16 protein-coding genes and 1 pseudogene are annotated in these 14,728 nt (G+C 59.5%); 5 read left to right on the top strand and 12 right to left on the bottom strand.

The features are described from left to right. Nucleotides 1-177 precede the first annotated feature (177 nt). The 3 genes and pseudogenes from F8N21_RS02540 to F8N21_RS02530 form a co-directional block, all read right to left on the bottom strand. Nucleotides 178-1,086, bottom strand: coding sequence for an acyltransferase (locus F8N21_RS02540; protein WP_150640620.1), 909 nt, complete (start codon nucleotides 1,084-1,086; stop codon nucleotides 178-180). Further along, entirely contained in the window at nucleotides 1,087-3,186 is a 2,100-nt protein-coding gene (pta, locus tag F8N21_RS02535) for a phosphate acetyltransferase (protein ID WP_150640619.1), read from the bottom strand. 54 nt (nucleotides 3,187-3,240) lie between these two features. Beyond that, nucleotides 3,241-3,580: pseudogene (locus F8N21_RS02530) on the bottom strand (DUF3565 domain-containing protein). Between F8N21_RS02530 and F8N21_RS02525 the strand changes: the two are divergent. From F8N21_RS02525 to F8N21_RS02515, 3 genes are all read left to right on the top strand, one after another. After that, nucleotides 3,549-4,034 (top strand): FKBP-type peptidyl-prolyl cis-trans isomerase, encoded by a 486-nt coding sequence (locus F8N21_RS02525; RefSeq protein ID WP_150640617.1) that lies wholly within the window; start codon nucleotides 3,549-3,551, stop codon nucleotides 4,032-4,034. The pseudogene F8N21_RS02530 and the gene F8N21_RS02525 overlap by 32 nt on opposite strands. Nucleotides 4,035-4,168: 134 nt before the next feature. Continuing rightward, nucleotides 4,169-4,651: a glutathione peroxidase gene (locus F8N21_RS02520; RefSeq protein WP_150640616.1), complete on the top strand. Its 483-nt coding sequence runs from the start codon at nucleotides 4,169-4,171 to the stop codon at nucleotides 4,649-4,651. Nucleotides 4,652-4,867: 216 nt separating this feature from the next. Further along, complete coding sequence (locus tag F8N21_RS02515) at nucleotides 4,868-5,971, top strand: NADH:flavin oxidoreductase (RefSeq protein ID WP_150640615.1); 1,104 nt, start codon at nucleotides 4,868-4,870, stop codon at nucleotides 5,969-5,971. Between the two features lie 228 nt (nucleotides 5,972-6,199). Here F8N21_RS02515 and F8N21_RS02510 read toward each other — a convergent pair whose 3' ends face one another. After that, entirely contained in the window at nucleotides 6,200-7,399 is a 1,200-nt protein-coding gene (locus F8N21_RS02510; RefSeq protein ID WP_150640614.1) for a glycosyltransferase family 4 protein, read from the bottom strand. Between the two features lie 40 nt (nucleotides 7,400-7,439). Then, nucleotides 7,440-8,195, bottom strand: coding sequence for a sulfate transporter CysZ (gene cysZ / locus F8N21_RS02505; RefSeq protein WP_150640613.1), 756 nt, complete (start codon nucleotides 8,193-8,195; stop codon nucleotides 7,440-7,442). A 306-nt stretch (nucleotides 8,196-8,501) separates the two neighbouring features. Between cysZ and trxB the strand changes: the two genes are divergently transcribed. Continuing rightward, on the top strand, nucleotides 8,502-9,464 hold the full coding sequence (gene trxB, locus F8N21_RS02495) for a thioredoxin-disulfide reductase (RefSeq protein WP_150640611.1): 963 nt from the start codon (nucleotides 8,502-8,504) through the stop codon (nucleotides 9,462-9,464). Nucleotides 9,465-9,652: 188 nt separating this feature from the next. Here trxB and F8N21_RS02490 read toward each other — a convergent pair whose 3' ends face one another. The 6 genes from F8N21_RS02490 to F8N21_RS02465 form a co-directional block, all read right to left on the bottom strand. Continuing rightward, entirely contained in the window at nucleotides 9,653-9,991 is a 339-nt protein-coding gene (locus F8N21_RS02490; RefSeq protein ID WP_150640610.1) for a HopJ type III effector protein, read from the bottom strand. Continuing rightward, complete coding sequence (locus F8N21_RS02485) at nucleotides 9,984-10,280, bottom strand: DUF1244 domain-containing protein (RefSeq protein ID WP_150640609.1); 297 nt, start codon at nucleotides 10,278-10,280, stop codon at nucleotides 9,984-9,986. Before F8N21_RS02485 ends, F8N21_RS02490 begins: the two co-directional genes overlap by 8 nt. A 106-nt stretch (nucleotides 10,281-10,386) precedes the next feature. Then, nucleotides 10,387-10,758, bottom strand: a complete 372-nt coding sequence (folX, locus tag F8N21_RS02480) for a dihydroneopterin triphosphate 2'-epimerase (RefSeq protein ID WP_026140129.1) — start codon at nucleotides 10,756-10,758, stop codon at nucleotides 10,387-10,389. Nucleotides 10,759-10,760: 2 nt separating this feature from the next. Continuing rightward, nucleotides 10,761-11,321: a GTP cyclohydrolase I FolE gene (gene folE, locus F8N21_RS02475; RefSeq protein ID WP_150640608.1), complete on the bottom strand. Its 561-nt coding sequence runs from the start codon at nucleotides 11,319-11,321 to the stop codon at nucleotides 10,761-10,763. 21 nt (nucleotides 11,322-11,342) lie between these two features. Next, nucleotides 11,343-12,053, bottom strand: a complete 711-nt coding sequence (gene folM, locus F8N21_RS02470) for a dihydromonapterin reductase (protein WP_150640607.1) — start codon at nucleotides 12,051-12,053, stop codon at nucleotides 11,343-11,345. 289 nt (nucleotides 12,054-12,342) lie between these two features. Then, the gene (locus F8N21_RS02465; protein ID WP_150640606.1) at nucleotides 12,343-12,918 is read right to left on the bottom strand and encodes an antibiotic biosynthesis monooxygenase; all 576 of its coding nucleotides are present in this window, start codon (nucleotides 12,916-12,918) and stop codon (nucleotides 12,343-12,345) included. A 211-nt stretch (nucleotides 12,919-13,129) separates the two neighbouring features. Here F8N21_RS02465 and F8N21_RS02460 point away from each other — a divergent pair, with 211 nt between their 5' ends. Then, a complete protein-coding gene (locus F8N21_RS02460; protein WP_150640605.1) occupies nucleotides 13,130-14,089 on the top strand; it encodes a MerR family transcriptional regulator in 960 nt (319 codons plus the stop codon). Nucleotides 14,090-14,102: 13 nt separating this feature from the next. Here the strand turns inward: F8N21_RS02460 and F8N21_RS02455 are convergent, their stop codons facing one another. Next, nucleotides 14,103-14,708 carry a hypothetical protein gene (locus F8N21_RS02455; protein WP_150640604.1) on the bottom strand — a complete coding sequence of 202 codons (606 nt, stop codon included), beginning with the start codon at nucleotides 14,706-14,708 and terminating at the stop codon, nucleotides 14,103-14,105. Nucleotides 14,709-14,728: the final 20 nt, after the last annotated feature.

Here is a 14,728-nt window from a genome sequence, read left to right as displayed (position 1 = left end):
CGCCCGCGTGCAGCCTGATCGTCAGCTTGACTCAAAATACCCGGGCGGCCGCGAAAGCTGAGTGCAACACCTTACTCTCCGGTAAGGTGTTGCCATATATTAATACCGAACTCAGCATCGAAGAACGCGCCACGATTCAGCTCGTCCAATACGCCAAAATAGCCCGCTAACAGGAGGTTAGTGTTTACCGGGATATTCCCGATGCATCTGCGCCAGCAAGGCATCCTTGTCTTCCCACAGCTGGTTGATCCAGCCCTGAAACTGCAGTCGGTATTCGCCGTCCTGGTCGTAGTTCTTGCCAATGAACTGCGGCGGGATTTTCAGCTCCTGAAAATGCACCACCACATCTTTCACATTCCCGCAGAGCAGGTCCCAGTAACCCAGGCGTCCGGCCGGGTAATGGATAGTGACGTTGACGATCGACTCCAGTTGTTCACCCATGGCATCCAGCACAAACGCGATGCCACCGGCCTTGGCTTTAAGCAGATAGCGGAACGGAGAACTCTGCTGCGCGTGCTTGCCTTCGGTAAAACGCGTGCCTTCGACGAAGTTGAAAATCCCCACCGGGTTATTGCGGAACTTGTCGCAAGTCTTGCGGGTGGTTTCCAGGTCTTTGCCTTTCTTCTCCGGGTGCTTGGCCAGATAGGCCTTGGAATAACGCTTCATGAACGGAAAGCCCAGCGCCCACCACGCCAGACCGATCACCGGGACCCAGATCAGCTCCTGCTTGAGGAAGAACTTCAAGGGTCGGATACGTCGGTTCAGCACGTACTGCAACACCATGATGTCGACCCAGCTCTGGTGGTTGCTGGTGATCAGGTAAGAATGCTGATAGTCCAGACCTTCGAGCCCGCTGAGCTTCCAGCGTGTGTGCCCGAGCAAGTCCATCCAGGCCTTGTTGTTGCTGATCCAGGCTTCGTGGATATGGCCCATCAGCCAGTCGGTGAAGCGTTGGGCGGCCGGGAAGGGCAACAGCAGTTTGAAGATCGCCACCACGAACAGTGGCGTACAGCAGAGGATCGTGTTCAGCGCCAACAGCAGCGAGGCGATCACGCCGCGCACGGGTGCAGGTAGAGAATCCAGCATTTAAACATCCATAGGTCGATTGGCGGCTTGAATCGCAGTCAGGGCGATGGTGTAGACGATGTCGTCGACTTGCGCGCCGCGCGGCAGGTCGTTCACCGGTTTGCGCAGGCCTTGCAGCATCGGCCCGAGGCTGACGCAATCGGCGCTGCGTTGCACGGCCTTGTGGGTGGTGTTGCCGGTGTTCAGGTCGGGGAACACGAAAACCGTGGCGCGGCCGGCGACCTGACTGTTGGGCGCCAGTTGCCGGGCGACGGTTTCGTTGGCTGCTGCGTCGTACTGCAACGGGCCGTCGATCAGCAGTGAGTTTTGCGCTTCATGGGCCAGCAAGGTGGCTTCGCGGACCTTCTCGACTTCTTCGCCGCTGGCCGATTCACCGCTGGAGTAGCTGATCATCGCCACCCGTGGGGTGATGCCGAACGCTGCCGCCGAGTCGGCGCTTTGCAGGGCGATCTCGGCCAGTTCAGTGGCGCTTGGATGCGGGTTCATCACGCAGTCGCCATAGACCAGCACCTGCTCGGGAAACAGCATGAAAAATACCGACGAGACCAGGGTGCAGCCCGGTGCGGTCTTGATCAACTGCAGGGCTGGGCGGATGGTGTTGGCGGTGGAGTGAATGACCCCCGATACCAGTCCGTCGACTTCATCCAGCGCCAGCATCATGGTGCCGATCACCACGGTGTCTTCCAGTTGTTGCTCGGCCATCGGCGCGTTGAGGCTTTTGGTTTTGCGCAGGGCCACCATCGGTTCGACATAGCGCTGACGAATCAGGTCCGGGTCGAGAATCTCCAGGCCTTCCGGCAACTCGATGCCTTGAGCGCGGGCCACCGCTTGCACATCGTCGGGTTTGGCCAGCAGCACGCAACGGGCAATGCCGCGGGCCTGGCAGATCGCTGCGGCTTGCACCGTCAGTGGGTCGCTGCCTTCCGGCAAAACAATGCGCTTGTTGGCCGCCTGGGCGCGCTGAATCAGTTGGTAGCGAAATACCGCCGGGGTCAGGCGCATTTCCCGTGGCGTGCCACAGCGTTGATGCAGCCATTTCGCATCCAGGTGGCCGGCGACGAAATCGGTGATGATTTCCGCGCGCTCGCGGTCATCGATGGGGATTTCCTTGTTAAGCCCGTTCAGCTGATTGGCGGTGTCGTAGGAACCGGTGCTCACCGACAGTACCGGCAGGCCGGCCTGCAAGGCGCCCCGGCACAGATCCATTATCTGTGGGTCGGGCAGGGTATCGCTGGTCAGCAACAGGCCGGCCAGCGGCACGCCGTTTATGGCTGCGAGGCTGACGGCGAGGATGATGTCGTCGCGATCCCCCGGAGTCACCACCAGTACGCCGGGCTTGAGCAGCTCGACTGTGTTGCGCATGGTCCGGGCGCAGATGATGATTTTGCTCATGCGCCGGGTTTCGTAGTCACCGGGGTTGAGCACCTGGGCGCCAAGCAGGTCGGCCACATCACGAGTGCGCGGGGCGTTCAGTTCCGGCCGGAAGGGGATGCAGCCGAGCAGACGGAAGTCGCCGCTGCGCAGCAATGGCGAGTGTTCTTTCAGGCGCGCGGCGAAGGCCTCCATGCTTTCATCGGTGCGGACCTTGTTCAGGATCACGCCGAGGACTTTCGGGTCCTTTGGCCCGCCGAACAACTGGGCCTGCAACTCGACCCGCCCGGACAGCTCGGTGAGCACTTCGTTTTCCGGCGCGGACACCAGGATTACCTCGGCATCCAGGCTTTTCGCCAGGTGCAGGTTGACCCGCGCGGCATAGCTGGCACTGCGGGTCGGGACCATGCCTTCGACAATCAGCACGTCTTTGCCGATGGCCGCTTCCTGGTACAGGGTAATGATTTCTTCCAGCAGTTCATCGAGCTGACCGTCGCCGAGCATCCGTTCGACATGGGCCAGGACCAGTGGTTTTGGTGGTTTCAGGCCATGGGTACGGGCCACCAGTTCAGTCGAGCGTTCAGGCCCCAGGTCGCCGGGGTGCGGCTGGGCAATGGGTTTGAAAAAGCCGACTTTCAGCCCGGCCCGTTCAAGGGTACGCACCAGCCCGAGGCTGATGGAGGTCAGACCCACACCAAAATCGGTGGGCGCGATAAAAAAAGTCTGCATGCGAGATTCTCGGAATGTGCGCGGTGAGGCCTATTGCTGGCCATCTACCGGATATCAATCGCTAAGGTTATCGCTATCCGAGCCTTGAGCACACCAACCGCAGGCAAAGGGCTGACCTATTTTTTCCTGACGGTGCACAGGATCCGTCACCCAGGCCCGGGATTGCCACGGTGGCTGGTGGCGCAGGTGTTGGGTATGGCCGCAGGAAAGCTCGACAACCCAGTGTCCTTCTTCATCTTGACGAAAGCCTGTGACGGTTGAGCCTTGCGCGGCGACCCGTCCGTCCGGGTTGTGTTCGCTTTCGGGCGTTTGCTTCGCTAAACTTGACCATTCTTCATTCTTTTGCAAAAGGTCTCGCCCCCATGCTGATCGCCGCCAATAAGGCTGTCTCCATCGACTATACCCTGACCAACGACGCTGGTGAGGTCATCGACAGCTCCGCCGGCGGCGCGCCGCTGGTCTACCTGCAAGGCGCAGGTAACATCATTCCGGGCCTGGAGAAGGCTCTGGAAGGCAAGACGGTCGGTGACGAACTGACTGTTGCCGTAGAACCTGAAGATGCCTACGGCGAATACGCTGCCGAACTGGTCAGCACCCTGAGCCGCAGCATGTTCGAAGGCGTCGACGAGCTGGAAGTGGGCATGCAGTTTCACGCATCCGCTCCGGACGGCCAAATGCAGATCGTCACCATCCGTGATCTGGACGGCGACGACGTTACCGTCGACGGCAACCACCCGTTGGCCGGCCAGCGTTTGACCTTTCAGGTCAAAATCGTTGATATCCGCGACGCCAGCCAGGAAGAAATCGCCCATGGTCACGTCCATGGCGAAGGTGGCCATCACCACTGATTTTCTGCGCTAAGCTCAGATAGCTTGAGAGGCGCCCGCGGGCGCCTTTTTAGTCCGCGGCTGTTCTTGACTGCAACGCGCTTGCACTGTCGAGTGGCTGTTTCGAGAAGAACACGGGAAATTTGGAGTTCGTCATGAGTGCTTTTCACGACCTGAAATTAAAAGCTCTGGATGGCCAGGACCTACCTCTCGCGCCGTTGAAAGGGAAAGTCGTGCTGGTGGTCAACGTCGCCTCCAAGTGTGGCTTGACTCCGCAATACAAAGAGCTTGAAGCGCTTTATCAACGCTACAAGGATCGAGGTTTCAGTGTGCTGGGCTTACCGTGCAATCAATTTGCCGGGCAGGAACCAGGCACCGAGGCAGAGATTCAGGAGTTTTGCAGCCTCAATTACGACGTTACGTTTCCCTTGAGCAGCAAGCTCGAGGTCAACGGCCATGATCGTCACTCCTTGTATCGCCTGCTGGCGGGCGAGGGTGCGGAGTTCCCGGGCGACATCACCTGGAATTTCGAGAAGTTCCTGCTGGGCAAGGACGGACGTGTGCTGGCGCGGTTCTCGCCACGGACCACTCCCGATGATCCGGCAGTTGTTCAGGCGATTGAAAAAGCGCTGGGCTGAAACGCAAACAGCAAACAGCAAAAGATCAAAAGATCGCAGCCTGCGGCAGCTCCTGCACACGCGCCTGTGGGCGTTGCGATCTTTTGCTTCTCCTGCGTCCCCGCCTTCTACCCCTTGATCACCAGAATCAATAATACTTCTCAAGCCTTGCTGTTCTCCATATTATCGCCGTCATAAAACCTCTATCCCGTCGATAACGTTTTCGTGGAGCGCCCCATGCCCGTCAAAGCCCTGTTCAAACCGTTCCATCTCGGCAACCTCGAACTGCCGAGTCGCGTCGTCATGGCGCCAATGACCCGGTCGTTCTCCCCTGGCGGCGTACCGAACTCGAAAGTCATCGAGTACTACCGTCGTCGCGCGGCCGCTGGCGTAGGCCTGATCATCACCGAGGGCACCACCGTCGGGCACAAGGCTTCCAATGGTTACCCCAACGTTCCGCATTTCTACGGTGAAGCCGCGTTGGCCGGCTGGAAGAAAGTCGTCGATGCGGTCCACGCTGAAGGCGGCAAGATTGTTCCGCAACTGTGGCATGTGGGTAGCGTTCGGCGCATCGGCACCGAGCCGGATGCCAGCGTGCCGGGCTATGGTCCTTCGGAAAAACTCAAGGACGGCCAGGTCGTCGTGCATGGCATGACTCCACAAGACATCAAGGACGTCATCGACGCATTCGCCCAGGCCGCCAAAGATGCTCAGAGCATTGGCATGGACGGCGTAGAGATCCACGGCGCCCACGGTTACCTGGTGGACCAGTTCTTCTGGGAAGGCAGCAACCAGCGCACCGACGAATATGGCGGCAGCCTGGCCAATCGTTCACGTTTCGCCATCGAGCTGATCCAGGCGGTACGCGCCGCGGTCGGCCCGGGCTTCCCGATCATTTTCCGCTTCTCCCAATGGAAGCAGCAGGACTACACGGCTCGTCTGGTACACACCCCGCAAGCCTTGGGCGAGTTCCTCCAACCGCTGTCCGACGCCGGTGTGGATATCTTCCACTGCTCGACGCGACGTTTCTGGGAGCCAGAGTTCGACGGTTCCGAGTTGAACCTGGCCGGCTGGACCCGCAAGCTGACCGGCAAGCCGAGCATCACTGTGGGCAGCGTTGGCCTGGACGGCGAGTTCCTGCAGTTCATGGTCAATACCGACAAGGTCGCGCAACCGGCGAGCCTGGGCAAACTGCTGGAGCGTTTGAACAACGATGAGTTCGACCTGGTTGCCGTCGGCCGTGCGCTGCTGGTCGACCCGGACTGGGCGCTGAAAGTGCGCGAAGGCCGCGAACAGGACATCCTGCCGTTCAGCCGTGAGGCGTTGATGAGCCTGGTATAAGCAGCGTCCGGGCAAATCCTGTGGCGAGGGAGCTTGCCCCAATGCCAGTCAGTTAAGGAGTTTCAGGTTCAGCACTGTCCTCGTAGCAGCTGCCGAAGGCTGCGTCCGGCTGCGAAGCAGTCGCAAATCCTGCTTCCCCGATTTTTCTGGAATACCGCGGAGCCTGATTTTACGACTGCTGCGCAGCCGGACGCAGGCTTCGCCAGCTGCTACGGTTCGCGTAACGTCTTAACTGACTGGCATTGGGCCACGGACCATCTGCTCTTTCTGACAAACCCCACGCAATTGGCTTTCCAACTGCTCGATCACCGCCGCCCAGCCTTGCCGGCTGGCATGCTGGCGGGCATTGAGGCGTACCCGGCGCAAGGTTTCGCGATCCTCCAGCAACCAGCACGCCACATCGCAGAACGCATCCTCGTCGCCTGGCATGGCCAGTACGCCGCTGTAACCATGGCGAATGTGTTGGGCCGCCGCCGCCTGATCGTATGCCACCACCGCCAGGCCAGAGGCCAACGCCTCAAGCACCACGTTGCCGAAGGTTTCGGTCAGGCTCGGAAATAGAAACAGATCCCCTGACGCATAGTGGCTGGCCAGTGCTTCCCCGCATTGCGTTCCGCAAAAGATCCCTTGCGGCAATTCCTGCTCCAGCACTGCGCGTTGCGGACCATCACCGACCACGACCAATTTCATCCGCCGCTGTGGATAAGTCGCCTGCAAGGCTTCAAAACTGCGCTTGAGCAACCCGAGGTTTTTCTCCGGAGCGAGGCGTCCTACGTGAATGACGGCAATATCGTCGCACTCCAGGCCCCAGGCTTGCCGCAGTACATTCAGACGTTTGGCCGGGTGAAACAGCTGGCTGTCGACGCCATGGGAGAGCAGCGCCAGGCGTTCGAAGCTGCGGCGCTCCAGCTCCATCCGCTGGCTGGCGCTGGGCACCAGGGTCAATTGCGACCGGTTGTGGAACCAGCGCAAATAGTGCGTCAGCAGCCGGGTCAGCGGGCCCAGACCATACTGGTGGGTGTACTGCTGGAAGTTGGTGTGGAAGCCACTGACCACCGCGATGCCCAGGCGTCGAGCAGCCCGTAGTGCCGCCAGGCCCAACGGACCTTCAGTGGCGAGGTACAGCACATCAGGCCGCTGGCGCTTCCAGCGTCGCAACAATTTGTGCATCGAGCAAATCCCCCATTGCAGGCCGGGATAGCCGGGCAGCGGCCACCCGCGACAGAGCAGCAGTTGCTCGTCGCTCGGCCGGCCTTGATCGCCGGCCTGACGTGGCCGGACCAGTTCGACCTGATGCCCGCGCGCGCGCAAACCATCGCAAAAGCGCCCAAGGGTATTGGCCACGCCGTTGATTTCAGGAGGGAAGGTTTCGGTAATCAGGGAGATACGCAGAGCTGTCGTCATGACCCCAGTGTCGGCTGAGGCCATGTCGTCATTGTGTCAGCATGGTGATGGATTTATGACGGGGTCAGCGTTGTTGGACCACAAGGTTTTCAGCCCCACGTTCCCGCACCCAGAACAAGGTCGCCCCGGCCACCGCTGCCGGCATCATCAGGATATTGACCAGCGGAATCAGCAGCACCAGATAGACGATCCCGCCGAAGCTCAGGCTCTGCCAGCGTTTCTCCCGCAGCCAGGCGAGCATCTCGTTCCAGCCGAGTTTGTGGTTATCCGCCGGGTAGTCGATGTACTGGATCGCCATCATCCACACCCCGAACAGCAGCCACAGCGGCGCGGCGATCAAGTTGACCACGGGAATGAAGGACAGGATGAACAGCGCAATGGCTCGCGGCAGGAAATAGCCGAGCTTGCGCATTTCCCGTGCCAGGGTGCGAGGGACCATGGCGATCAACTCACCCCAGCTGAAGGCTGGGAAGTCATCGGTGCCACGCACCACCACTTCGACTTTCTCCGCGAGAAAACCGTTGAACGGCGCGGCGATGACGTTGGCCAGCATGGTGAAGGTGAAGAACACCATCAGCACCACCAATACCACGAACAGCGGCCAGATCAGGTAGCTGAGAAAACTCAGCCAATCGGGCAGCGAAGGCATCAGGGTATCGACCCACAGGCTGAACTGATGGCTGGCCAGATAGATCAATCCGACGAACAGCACCAGGTTGATCGCCAGCGGTAACAGGACGAACAAACGCAGGCCGGGGCTCAAGACCAGCTTCAGGCCTTCGCGCAGGTATTGCGGGCCGGACAGAACGGGGGCGGGCATAACAGAGTCCTTGCAATGGGGAAACGCGCCGACCTTACCGGCTTTGCCCGGCAGGCGAAAGCGCGGCAATGATGTCGACATCAGCTGTAACAAAGGTGACGTTGAATCAACTTCCTGCAGATAGAGACCGCCTATGAGCTGGATTGTTATTGCGTATTTCCTTAATCTTCGCCCCCTCGATACGCTGCACCCATATTTTTCAGGACTGTCTCGCTTCCCCAAGTGCTGTCGCAGTCCTTTTTTTTATTCCAGCCGGTTTCCGGCGTTCCGCGCCAGATGCCCCGGGCCGGTCAATAGGAGTGAGTCATGTCTGATGTACGTCATTCGCGAGTAATTATTCTCGGTTCCGGCCCTGCCGGTTACAGCGCCGCGGTCTATGCCGCGCGTGCCAACCTCAAGCCATTGCTGATCACCGGCATGCAGGCCGGCGGCCAGTTGACCACCACCACCGAAGTCGACAACTGGCCGGGCGATGTCCATGGCCTGACCGGCCCGGCGCTGATGGACCGCATGAAAGAGCATGCCGAGCGCTTTGAAACCGAAATCGTGTTCGACCACATCAATGCTGTCGACTTCGCGGCCAAGCCTTACACCCTGACCGGTGACAGCGGCACTTACACCTGCGACGCGCTGATCATCGCCACTGGCGCCAGCGCCCGTTACCTGGGTCTGCCTTCGGAAGAGGCCTTCATGGGCAAAGGGGTTTCGGCCTGCGCCACCTGTGATGGTTTCTTCTACCGCAACCGTGAAGTGGCGGTAGTCGGCGGCGGCAACACCGCGGTTGAGGAAGCGCTGTACCTGGCTAACATCGCCAGCAAAGTCACGCTGATCCACCGTCGCGAAACCTTCCGCGCCGAGAAGATCCTGATCGACAAGCTGCACGCGCGGGTTGCCGAGGGCAAGATCGTTCTCAAGTTGAATTCGACCCTCGACGAAGTGCTGGGCGACAACATGGGCGTGACCGGTGCGCGTCTGAAGAACAACGATGGCAGCTTCGACGAGCTGAAAGTCGACGGTGTGTTCATCGCGATCGGCCATACTCCGAACACCTCGTTGTTCGAAGGTCAGCTGACCTTGAAAGACGGCTACCTGGTAGTGCAGGGCGGCCGTGAAGGCAACGCCACCGCGACCAGCCTCGAAGGTATCTTTGCCGCCGGTGACGTGGCTGACCACGTTTACCGTCAGGCCATCACCTCCGCCGGTGCCGGTTGCATGGCTGCACTGGATGCCGAACGTTATCTGGACGACCTGCAGAACGCCACGCACTGAGTCTTATGAAAGTAAAAAAACCGGCGAAAGCCGGTTTTTTTTGGTCTGCAATTGGCTTCAATCTTTGCAATTTTCGAAAAGATCGCAGCCTGCGGCAGCTCCTACGCCGACCGTGTATTTTCGCAGTCTTGGGGTAAATACCAATCCCTGTAGGAGCTGCCGCAGGCTGCGATCTTTTGATCTTCCAATCAGCGGCGCTGCAGCGGCTGTGCTTCGAACTTCACTCCTGCCAACCCATGGGCGATCAACGCGCGGATATTGCCGTGGTCGCTGCCCTCTGGCGTGGCAACCACCGAGCGATAATGCTCACCGAACGCCAGCAAGGCTTCTTCGTCGCTCAAACCTTCCAGCAGCGCCAGACCCAGGGTCTTGCATGAACCTTCGTTCTGCCCGGCAGCGTTTTCCACGCCGCCGTTGTTGAAGGCCTGAGGCTGATAATCGTAGCCCGCGGCGATAAACGCCAAGGTATCGGCGAAGGCGTGTTCGCCCCTTTTCAGGCTGGCGCGCAGGGTGTTCAGATCAGTCATGGGTTTTTCCTTTGGCGAACGCCGCTTGCTGTTCAGCGCTGGCTTCTTGCTGGTATTTGGCTTTCCACTCGGCGTACGGCATGCCGTAAACCACTTCACGGGCGTCGTCCATGCTGACCTCGATCCGGCGATCGTCGGCTTCGGCCTTGTACCACTTGGACAGGCAGTTGCGGCAGAAGCCGGCGAGGTTCATCAGGTCGATGTTTTGCACATCCTTGCGGCTGTCCAGGTGCGCGACCAGGCGGCGGAAGGCGGCGGCTTCGAGTTCGAGGCGTTGTTGCTCGGTCATAGAGGTCTCTGCGAGACAGCTTCAAGCGACAAGCTTCAAGCTGCAAGATAAGGATTGTGGTGGCCTGTAGCTTACCGCTTGAAGCTTGAAGCTTGAAGCTTGAAGCTTAGCGGCTCGCCGCGAGTGTGATCGACACCGACTCGGCAAAACGCAGGGCATGGGGCTTGTCGACTTCGACTTCGGCGTACAGTACCGATTCGTTGCTCATCACCAGATCGAGCAATTCCTGGGTCAGGCGTTCGAGCAGGGCAAAACGGTTGCCCTCGACGTGGGCAATGATCGCCTTGGTGATGGTCCGGTAGTTCAGCGCGTGGTCGATGTCGTTGTCGCGCACGGCATCCTGCGCGGCATACAGGATGGTCAGGTTGATCAGCACATCCTGCTTGTTGAGGATTTCGTCCTCGTTGATCCCGATATAGGTACGCAAACACAGGTCCTTGACCCGGATACGTGCCATTCCTGGTTGAAGTTGTGGCATTGCTACTTGCTCCGTCCAATCAATTGCAGGAACTCCTGGCGGGTGGTGCTCGAATCGCGGAAAGCGCCCAGCATCACCGAGGTGTTCATGGTCGAATTCTGTTTCTCGACGCCGCGCATCATCATGCACATGTGTTTGGCCTCGATCACCACCGCGACACCGGCGGCATGGGTCACGCGCTGAACCGCCTCGGCGATTTCCCGGGTGAGATTTTCCTGGATCTGCAGGCGGCGGGCGAACATATCGACGATCCGCGCAATCTTCGACAGCCCGAGCACCTTGCCGGTTGGAATATAAGCCACATGCGCCTTGCCGATGAAGGGCAGCATGTGATGTTCGCATAGTGAGTAGAGTTCGATGTTGTCGACGATCACCATCTCGTCGTTATCGGAGTCGAACAGCGCGCCGTTGACGATCTCCTCGACGCTTTGCTCGTAGCCATGACAGAGGTACTGCATGGCCTTGGCTGCGCGGGTGGGTGTGTCGAGCAAGCCCTCGCGATCCGGGTTTTCACCCAGGCCGATCAGGATCTCGCGGTAATTCTGAGGTAGGGATAACGTCATACAACATCCTCGCGGGGCGGCTTACTTGAGATGCCGTCCGCCGTTGACTGTCAGGGTCGTTCCTGTGACATAAGGATTGTCCAGCAGATAGCGCAGGCTCTGGTAAATCACTTCGCTGCCGGGTTCGATGCCCAGCGCGGACTTGGCCAGTGCCTTGGCGCGGTACGCCGCGTCGTCCTCGGGGTTGAACAATAGCAGGGCCGGGGCAATGCCATTGACCTTGATCCGCGGGGCGTATTTCGCCGCGAAGGACAGGGTCAGGCTGTCGAGCCCGGCTTTACTGGCGCAGTAGGCAATGTGCCGGCTGCTGCCCTTGCGGGTCACATCGTCGCTGATATGCACGATGTCCGCCGGCTTCGAGCGTTCCAGCAAGTCAGCACAATGCAGGTTGATCAGATAGGGTGCAAGCATATGCACGCTGAACATCCGGGTGAATGCGGCGGTTTCGCTGTCAGGCGTTTCGGCCAGCCAGGCTGAGGCGTTATGCACAATCGCCCGCAGGCAACCGGTGTGGGTTTTCAGTTCGGCGATGAACGCCAGGATGCCGGCCTCAGTGGAGAAGTCGGCAAACAGCGCAATGGCGCCACGTTCGCGCAGGGCTTGCACCCCAGGCCGCTCGCTGCGGTAGCTGAAGATCACCGGATGACCTTCCTCCAGCAGCCGCAATGCACAATGCAGGCCGACGCGCTGGCCGGCGCCGGTGATCAGGATCGGGGCTGGAGAAAGATTCATTGACGGCTCGGCTCGCAGGTAAGGGAAAACTATACCAGCGACCATGGGTGTACAGCCATGGAGCCTTTGGGGGGAGCGGACTTGCCCCAATGCCGGTCAGAGCGTCGAGGCATCGAATGCAGAACCTGTGGCGAGGGAGCTTGCTCCCGCTGGGGCGCGCAGCGGCCCTAAAACCTGCAAACCGGTTCTGCCAGACACACCTCATGAGCAGGCTTTACGACTGCTGCGCAGCCGAGCGGGAGCAAGCTCCCTCGCCACAAGTGCGCCGCAATGTGTCAGGCAGGATCGGTTATCGTTCTTCGCGGGCAAGCTCGCTCCCACAAGGGCCCCGGCGTACGGGCACAGTGTTCAACCAGCCTGCCAGCAGGCGGGTGGACAGCGGGATAAAGATGTACACCATCAATGGCGTCAGGGCCAGGGTACTGAGGAACACTCGGCTCAACAGCTCCAACTCGGCCATTAACGGACCCAGCAAAAAGTTGAACAGCAACGAGACCGGAAAGAACGCCAGCCAGATCGCCACTGCCTGCTTCCAGCGGGGTGGGCGTTGACCGACGGCGCCAAACCAGCCATCGATGCCGCTGACCCGATGTTCCGAAGGATGCGCGAACAGGTCGCTGCCCCGCACCAGCCAGGCACTGCGCGACGCGGAGTGTTCCCAGGCATGCAGGGTCTGTTCATTGGCAAAGCGGAAGATGATCTGGAATTCGTCATCACCAGGGGGCGGGGCAAGCACGCCAGAACCGAGGTAGCCGGGGAAGTCGGTGGCCAGTTGTTCGCCTTCGCCAAGCCAGGCGATCAGATCCTGATAACGACCATTGGCGACACGGCGTGCGACCATCAGGGTGACGGGTGAGGCAGACATTGTGTATCTCCGTATAGCAGGCGTGCGCTCCCGGATAGGGCTCGCACGGCACGCAGCACCGGGGTGGTGGGCTGCGTTCAAGTACAAGCAAGGATTATTCCTGATTTCGCCAAATACACCAGCGATGTTGATCGGTTATCAATTCCTTGGATGAATGGTAGTGATCAAGCGTAGAATGGGATCCAATTTACGACCGATATTCAGTTCTCAGATGACCCTCATGACTGAACGTGCCGCTGCTGCATTGTCCTCCCGCTACCTTGAGCAGGAGCAACTGTTCCCGATCCGGGAAGTGGCCCGGCTGACTGGGGTCAACCCGGTGACCCTGCGAGCCTGGGAGAGGCGTTACGGTTTGATTGTTCCAACCCGCACCGAGAGTGGGCATCGGTTGTATTCAATGGCCGATATCGAGACAGTGCACAGCATCCTCAGCTGGATTGAACGTGGCGTCGCGGTCAGTAAGGTCGGCAGGATCCTGGTCAAAACCAGCGCGACCCAGGCACTGCCCAATGACCATTTGAGTGAAGACGGCCAAGACGAATATGGGCAATGGCAGATGCAACTTAAGACGGCTGTCAGTGCGTTCGATGACCTGCAACTGGAATGGCTGTATGGACGGATTTTTTCCAGTTACCCACAGACCGTCGTGTTTCAGGACATCCTGATGCCGCTCTGGAAACAGCTGGTACAACACCAGGATAGTTTTGGTCAGACCAGCGAGTGGTTGTTCCTGGATGGCTTTTTACGTGCTCGGGTGGCGCAACGTCTACTCCTGCTACAAGGCTCGCAACCGCAGCGGGTGCTGCTGACAGCCAAGGTCAGACGGTGTCGCGAGCTTGAATTGCTGGTGGCTGCCTTGTGCATGGGCAGCCCGGAGGTCGGTGTCAGGGTGCTGACGGTGGGGCAGCCATACGATGAGTTGGCCTGGGTCTGCGAAAAGATCAAACCCCAGGGGCTGGTGCTGTTCTCCGGCTATGCGCCGGCTCCCGAGTTACCCAAACGCTTGAATCGTCTGGCCATGAGTCTGAATTGCCCGGTCATGCTGGCGGGTGAGGTGGCGAATCTGGCGCAGGAGAGTCTGGCGGGGTCGTCGATTGGGTGTCTTGGCAGCGATGGCCTATTGATGCAGCAGCGCCTGCAGCAATTCCTCGCAGGAACACTGGATACCTGAGAAGCAATAGCCGTCAGGCATGCAGCGCGGGATGGGTCAGGCGATGCTGCTGAAGAATGAACTGACGCAGGCGCTCGGTTTCGTCCTTGTCACCCTGGTTCAAACGATAGGCGTAGTAGCCATGCTCGGTTTCGCGTTCGAAGGTGCCGCGCAGGGCGATGCGTTCGTAACCTGAAGGGCTGAACCACAGGGCGAAGTGCTTCGATGGTTTGGTGCGGTTGCGGATCTCCAGCAGCACCCCTTTGAACGACACTTCGTGGACCCACAACATGCCCGGAGTGCCCTTGGCATTTTCCAGAGCGACCGGTTCTTCCAGCAACAAGCGCCATGGCCGGACCAATGGCCCGTCTTCATAAATGCTCGGTACGCCGAGGCGTAAATGCAGTGCGTGAAACTCATCTTCCACCAGTTGCAGCGGAAAGGTTATTTGCTGGTTTTCGAAGGTCGCTTGGATGGTGACATGCTCATGAGCGGCCAGGCGCGTGAGCAGATCGCGAATCTGTGAGCCACCATTGACCAGCAGGCTCGAGTTCGCATCCCGCACGTTGAGTTGCGGGTTGTGCTGCATGGTCTGGATGAAATCCAGCTCATCCTGGGTCAGGAGCGTGTTGCGATGCATGGCAGGCTCGAAAAAAAGAG

Origin of the sequence: Pseudomonas fluorescens (assembly GCF_902497895.1) — a bacterium.
Taxonomy (GTDB): domain Bacteria; phylum Pseudomonadota; class Gammaproteobacteria; order Pseudomonadales; family Pseudomonadaceae; genus Aquipseudomonas; species Aquipseudomonas fluorescens_BP.
This window is presented reverse-complemented; position numbering and strand designations above follow the sequence as displayed.

Excerpts from the sequence above, each read along its gene's own strand:
- folE (WP_150640608.1), bottom strand. The coding sequence starts at position 11,321 with ATGACGTTATCCCTACCTCAGAATTACCGCGAGATCCTGATCGGCCTG.
- trxB (WP_150640611.1), top strand. The coding sequence starts at position 8,502 with ATGTCTGATGTACGTCATTCGCGAGTAATTATTCTCGGTTCCGGCCCT.
- folX (WP_026140129.1), bottom strand. The coding sequence starts at position 10,758 with ATGCCACAACTTCAACCAGGAATGGCACGTATCCGGGTCAAGGACCTG.
- F8N21_RS02540 (WP_150640620.1), bottom strand. The coding sequence starts at position 1,086 with ATGCTGGATTCTCTACCTGCACCCGTGCGCGGCGTGATCGCCTCGCTG.
- F8N21_RS02465 (WP_150640606.1), bottom strand. The coding sequence starts at position 12,918 with ATGTCTGCCTCACCCGTCACCCTGATGGTCGCACGCCGTGTCGCCAAT.
- F8N21_RS02525 (WP_150640617.1), top strand. The coding sequence starts at position 3,549 with ATGCTGATCGCCGCCAATAAGGCTGTCTCCATCGACTATACCCTGACC.
- F8N21_RS02455 (WP_150640604.1), bottom strand. The coding sequence starts at position 14,708 with ATGCATCGCAACACGCTCCTGACCCAGGATGAGCTGGATTTCATCCAG.
- F8N21_RS02490 (WP_150640610.1), bottom strand. The coding sequence starts at position 9,991 with ATGACTGATCTGAACACCCTGCGCGCCAGCCTGAAAAGGGGCGAACAC.
- F8N21_RS02485 (WP_150640609.1), bottom strand. The coding sequence starts at position 10,280 with ATGACCGAGCAACAACGCCTCGAACTCGAAGCCGCCGCCTTCCGCCGC.
- F8N21_RS02460 (WP_150640605.1), top strand. The coding sequence starts at position 13,130 with ATGACCCTCATGACTGAACGTGCCGCTGCTGCATTGTCCTCCCGCTAC.
- pta (WP_150640619.1), bottom strand. The coding sequence starts at position 3,186 with ATGCAGACTTTTTTTATCGCGCCCACCGATTTTGGTGTGGGTCTGACC.
- folM (WP_150640607.1), bottom strand. The coding sequence starts at position 12,053 with ATGAATCTTTCTCCAGCCCCGATCCTGATCACCGGCGCCGGCCAGCGC.
- cysZ (WP_150640613.1), bottom strand. The coding sequence starts at position 8,195 with ATGCCCGCCCCCGTTCTGTCCGGCCCGCAATACCTGCGCGAAGGCCTG.
- F8N21_RS02515 (WP_150640615.1), top strand. The coding sequence starts at position 4,868 with ATGCCCGTCAAAGCCCTGTTCAAACCGTTCCATCTCGGCAACCTCGAA.
- F8N21_RS02520 (WP_150640616.1), top strand. The coding sequence starts at position 4,169 with ATGAGTGCTTTTCACGACCTGAAATTAAAAGCTCTGGATGGCCAGGAC.
- F8N21_RS02510 (WP_150640614.1), bottom strand. The coding sequence starts at position 7,399 with ATGGCCTCAGCCGACACTGGGGTCATGACGACAGCTCTGCGTATCTCC.